We start from the raw sequence: 5830 nt of genomic DNA, 5'->3' as shown, positions 1-5830 counted from the left end.
TCGCCGCACCAGACCTGATTCGGCGCATCAACCTCAAACTGACGGTTGAGATGGTTCGGAATGTCGATCCGCTCAACCGTCGCCTGCTTGTACGCATGGACGAGTTATCAGACAATGGTGTTGCTGGAGCGGGCGAACCCAAGACGGGGTCCCGTTGGGGGCAAGAGCGAAGGCTCGAATTTATCGACTTCCGTCTCCAATGGGACGGGAGGCTGAACCGCAGCGATGTTATGGATTTCTTTGGCATATCGACGCCACAGGCATTCTTAGACATCTCGAAGTATCAGTCGATACGGCCACAAAATATGGAGTACGATCGCAGCACGCGGATGTACATAGCAACACCGGATTTCAAACCGGTGTTTCCCGTAAGCCATCCATCGCGCTACTTGAACGAGTTGTTGGCTACCGCGACCGGCGTGCTACCTCGGGATGTGACGTTTGTAGGTTGGTGGCCATCTGTTGCGGTCGCTCCAACTCCGAGCCGAATTCTTGATGTCAAGGTGCTGACTGCATTGCTTCGGGCGATTCGAGAGAACATCGGGCTGCGAATCCACTATCAGTCGATGTCGCGACCCAAGGCCATCAGCCGGGTTATTACTCCCCATGCGCTGGCATTTGACGGTTTTCGCTGGCACGTCCGGGCGTATTGTCACATTAGAGAGCTATTCCTCGATTTTGTGATTGCTCGAATCCTGGAGGTTGAGGCAACCGAGCCGCCGGGTCGCGGAGCAGAACACGACTCAGAATGGAACACCTTTGTCACGCTCGAGATAATCGCCAACCCTGGGTTAAGTGAATCCAAACGGCGCGTCATCGAGATGGATTATGGGATGGAGGGCGGCCAGGTTACCCTCCGTTGCCGACAGGCGCTTCTTTTCTACACTCTCAGACAGCTAAGGCTGGACGACGGCAGGAATGAGCGTCCTGAACCGCAACACATCGAGCTCAAGAACCGCATCGAGGTGGAGTCGTTTCGAAAGAGTCGGACAAGCGAATAGTGGCGCCGCTTGGCAGCGAACCGAGTACAGCTCCTAAGCTACGTTGCTCTTACGCTAGCGATTCAGGTAAGAAGTTTGACCGAGCGGTACTGGGGCATGCAGTTGTTGCCGCTCGTAGCGCCCAAACGAATCGTCCTGGCCCAGGTGTGCATACATCCGCTAGGACGGTCTCCAGCTTGTCGTGCAACAGCAAGGAAAGAGTAGGATAGTCGTTCGAGTTTGTTCGACGATAGTCAGTTGCGGTGAGATGGCAGGGATGCCTGCGGGCCAAAGCCACCGAGCGGCGGCGTAATTAAAAATTGATGAACTAAAACTACAGATACGGGGAAAATGAAACTAAATCTGAATGACGCGAATGCCATTTGGGAAGCATTTCTCGCGCGCTGGCCGCTTGACAAGCTGGATGCCATCACGCTGGAGCAATATACGCAGGTCAAAGGGGACAAGGCCGAGGGAGACTCGTTTACCTACTGGCTTGAAACCAAGACCGAAAACGTCGGGTCTATATGGGGTGGCTCTTCGTTCAAGTTCGGTATCTACCATCGCAATAATAACGAGCCTAAAGAAGGTGGGCGCGGGAGAATATATGGCGAGGTATATGGATGGTACGAGCAGTATGGAGATACAGCTGAGGAAGCCTTCGAGGCCGTCAGGAGTGAGGTCGTCAAGGTCGCGATTGCGGCGAGGGCTGGGCAACTGGACGTAGTCGAAGCGGCCCGGCTTGGACCGACCGTTAAATGGAAGATTGCGTTTCTCTACCAGGACCGCGACAGGCCGACCATTGTTCCCATTTTCAAACTAGAAGTGCTCCGTGCGCTGACCGGAGTAAAGGCTGGTCAATATCCAGAGCTCTATTCGCGGCTGATGTTCGACCGCAATGGGGACGATATCTTTGCTTTTGCCGGCGACCTCTGGAAGAAAGGGCAGGAAACACTGGCTGCACGCCTAAAAGTTGAGGACGCGCTGGAGTTCCTGAAAACTCGCCTCATCCTTTTGAAAGAGTCCGTGAAATACATGGCCGGCTTCGAAACCGAGGCTGGGCGCCAGCTGGGACTGGTCCTGCGCGGCGGTAGCGTAAGCATTTTTATGGAACCTGGCGATTGGGAGACATTGGTTCCAGGCGCAATCCTGAGAAAGACTTACGCAAAGAATGAGGCGAGAATAAGCAGCCTTCAGGCGAACGCGCCGAAGTTGTGGGTCGGCAATCCTGCGCAGAAAATCGTGGTGCCCTCGATGGCTGTCCTTTCGTCACTCTGTGACGCTTACGAGGGTGAGGTGTCCGATACGGCTGTATCAGCTGAAAGTACTATGAGTGAAGCAAAAGTGAGCCACGGCAATAGCTATCCAAGCCTCAATACAATTCTTTACGGGCCGCCTGGTACGGGCAAGACCTACAGTACCGCCAAGCTTGCTGTTGAAATCTGCGATGGCGATGCAGACTTGGCGCGTGAAGACCTCATGGCTCGGTATGAAGAACTGCGTCGCGATGGGCGCATCTGTTTTGTGACGTTCCACCAGTCCTACGGATACGAAGACTTCGTTGAGGGCCTGCGGCCCGAGCTCAAGGATGGCCAAGTGTCGTATCGTGTGCGTCCCGGCGTCTTTCGGGAAATATGCGACGCGGCGCGGCTGAGTACGCTGGTCAAACCGGGACTGAGCGGAAAGGCACTCAAGGACCGGACGATATACAAGATGTCGCTGGGCGTTGCCGGCACGACCGAAGGGCAGAAAGTATTGCAGGAGTGTATCGAAAAAGGGTGCGTATTGCTCGGTTGGGGCGAGAACGTGGATTTCTCGGAATGCGATACAGAAGAAGCCATTCGCAAAAAGATTGCCGACGACCGACCAGATATTGAGAGGCCGGACTCACAGGCACGTTACATCGGCGTCTTCAAGAGCGACCTTCAGGTCGGCGACATTATCGTCGTTTCACAAGGTAACCGGTCCTTCCGCGCAATAGGCGAAGTGACCGGTGGTTATGAGTTTCTCGAGGCGCCGGCCGCAGGTTCATTCCATCAGATGCGTCCTGTGCGCTGGCTGGCTGTTCTCGACGCGAACCGGGCGGTTGAGGAAATCTATGACCGCAACTTCGTCCAATCGTCGCTTTACAAACTGGACCATGGCGGGTTGAAGCTGGATGTTCTCGAGGGACTTCTGACTGGGCAGCTGGAAGCCGGAAGCCAACCGTACGTGATGATTGTCGATGAAATCAATCGTGCCAATCTGTCCAAGGTATTCGGAGAGCTCATCACGCTTCTGGAGCCGGACAAGCGCGAGGGCTTGACCAACAGTCTGACTGTAAAGTTGCCATATTCGGGGGACGAATTCAGCGTTCCAGCGAACCTATATGTCGTGGCTACCATGAATACAGCCGACAGGTCGATTGCACTGCTGGATACCGCGCTACGGCGCCGGTTCGAATTCGAGGAGCTTCAACCAGATTACGACGCGTTGCCGTCGGAGCCCGTAGAGGGCGTTGACCTGCGAGCGCTGCTTAGGGCGATGAATGAACGCATCGAATATCTTTACGACCGTGATCACACCATTGGCCACGCATATTTTGTGACTGTGAATAAGCTCGCCGACCTGGAACATGTGTTCAGGAGGAAGGTTATTCCGTTGCTTCAGGAATATTTCTATGAGGATTGGTCGAAGGTGTGTCTTATCCTGAAAGATTCCACGGGCGGTTTCATTACATCTCGCAGTGACGTCCCCAACGGGCTGCAAGCGGTAGCGGATGGCTACGATGTCAAACCCCGCCATCGGGTCAAGGCCGAGGAGTTTTCCGTGGACGCGTACCTCAACATTTATCGGTAACGGCCGTGGCCCTGATATCTGTCCGTGAGTACGGCAGGCTCCATTTAGGGGAGTTTGACCCGGCGCGCCCCTCAATAACGGCTGCCCAGGCCGAACTGCTTACAAACCTCAGACCCACATACGGATTCGAGGTTTTCAGGTACGTCAATGGCAGCACTATCGCCGCACAGCAATATGTCGGAGTATTTCAGTTTGGGCCGCACACCATCGAGATACTCCCAAAGGTAGACGGCGACGACCGCAGCGTTCGACGCAATCTTGTGGCCATGTTGATGGTTGCATTAGACCTCGACATTGCTGAGGGTGAGATTGCGCACGTCGCGACGCAGCAGCACGGCATCCTCGAAATTCTCATTCGGCTCTTCTGTGACAAGCTCTTCGCCCAAGTGCATCGGGGACTTGTCCGGCGCTACGAAGCGCGCGAGGAGAACCTCGCAGTACTGCGCGGACGCTTGGCGGTGACGGAGCAGGTTCGCCGGAATGCGGGTAATCCGGAGCGGCTGTTCTGCCGGTTCGATGAGTTCCAGGAAGACAATCCTCTTAACCAGATACTGAAGGCTGCGATTCGGTTGCTTCTAGGAGCAGCTCGGACGTTGGATAACCAGCGACACTTGGCGGAACTGTTGCTGGTCTTCGAGGAGGTCTCGGACCGCCCCACAAGTGCGCTGCAATGGCAACGGGTGATTTTTGACCGGCTCAACGACCGCTACAAGCCGTGCTTCAAACTGGCTGAATTTTTCTTGAGAAGCGCGCCACCTGATGTTGCTGCTGGCAGGCGACAGGCCTTCTCGCTGTTCTTCGAGATGAATACGTTGTTCGAAGAATACATCGGGAGAGTGGCTGCTCGGGTCTGCCGTCCGTATGGCATTCTCGCGAAGCGCCAAGGTCCGCAGAAGCACCTGGCATACGATGAGGTTAAAAATCGCTCCGTATTCCTTATGAAACCCGATGTCGTCGGCCTCCGTAATGGACAGGCGGAATGGATTCTAGACACGAAGTGGAAAGAGCTTTCGGCAGATGACGCCAAAGACGGTGTTGTTCAGTCGGACCTATACCAGATGTATGCATATTCCAGCTGCTACAACTGCCCGGACGTCGTGCTTCTGTACCCGCATCACGAGTCGTTAGGGACCACTGCAGGCATCCGTCGCACGTATTCTCTCAATCCATGGGTGGGTAGTCCAAACGCAAGCGAAGCGCGACGGGTCAAAGTTGCCACTATAGATTTGTTCGACCTCTGCAACGTTCCCGAACAGCTTGAACTGATTCTCTTAGGCGTTGAAAGGGGAGGTTTAGCTGCGTTAGATGAGGTCATGTAACCGGCTACTGACGGGAAGCGCGAGCATGGTGAGATAGTTGACGTGATAATTGTGGGCTCGTCTTGTGCGACTGGATGAAATGGACAGCCATGAAATTTTGAAATGACTGGGAGCGATGCGGGTAGCGTTTCATACATTGACCCTGACCCAAGAAATAGTCCGGTCTAAAAGTAGAGAAATTCGGCATGATGTGTCCGATCGGACACGAAGGCCATGCCATGAAGACGAGCAAGTTTACGGAAGAGCAGATCGCATTTGCACTGAAGCAAGCGGAGCTGGGCACGAAGGTCGAGGAGATCTGTCGCAAGCTTGGAATTAGCGAGGCGACGTTCTACAACTGGAAGAAGAAATTCGGAGGGTTGGGGCCTTCTGAGTTGCGCCGATTGCGGCAACTCGAAGAGGAAAATGCGAAGCTGAAGCGGCTCGTGGCGGACCTGAGCATGGACAAAGCCATGCTGCAGGATGTACTCGCAAAAAAGCTCTGAAGCCTGCCCGTCGGCGCATGTTGATCGATGAGTTGCGTGATCGCTATCGAACCAGTCTGACGAAGACCTGCGCGTTGTTTGGCATGTCGCGTTCGCTGTATCGGTATCAGGTAAGCGTGGAGCCGATACCGTGTTGACGGCGTGAGTTACCGGTTTCCCCAACGATTGGAAGCCATGCGTAGCAGCGTGGCATTGGCAGCACGCAGAT

The 5830-nt window shown here is 54.7% G+C and carries 3 protein-coding genes and 1 pseudogene; all 4 read left to right on the top strand.

All coding sequences use genetic code 11. The features are described 5' to 3' along the window. The first annotated feature begins 50 nt into the window (after positions 1–50). On the top strand, positions 51–1001 hold the full coding sequence (locus KH616_RS20350) for a WYL domain-containing protein (protein ID WP_292250247.1): 951 nt from the start codon (positions 51–53) through the stop codon (positions 999–1001). Positions 1002–1331: 330 nt separating this feature from the next. Continuing rightward, positions 1332–3818, top strand: a complete 2487-nt coding sequence (locus KH616_RS20345) for an AAA family ATPase (protein WP_292250245.1) — start codon at positions 1332–1334, stop codon at positions 3816–3818. Positions 3819–3823: 5 nt separating this feature from the next. Beyond that, complete coding sequence (locus tag KH616_RS20340) at positions 3824–5137, top strand: McrC family protein (protein ID WP_292250243.1); 1314 nt, start codon at positions 3824–3826, stop codon at positions 5135–5137. A 218-nt stretch (positions 5138–5355) separates the two neighbouring features. Further along, positions 5356–5657: pseudogene (locus KH616_RS20335) on the top strand (transposase); the annotation flags it as partial. Between the last annotated feature and the right edge of the window lie 173 nt (positions 5658–5830).

The sequence above is a fragment of the Burkholderia sp. genome, from assembly GCF_018375725.1.
Taxonomy (GTDB): domain Bacteria; phylum Pseudomonadota; class Gammaproteobacteria; order Burkholderiales; family Burkholderiaceae; genus Burkholderia.
Note: the sequence above shows the minus strand (reverse complement) of the source record. Positions and strands in the feature narration are given on the sequence as shown.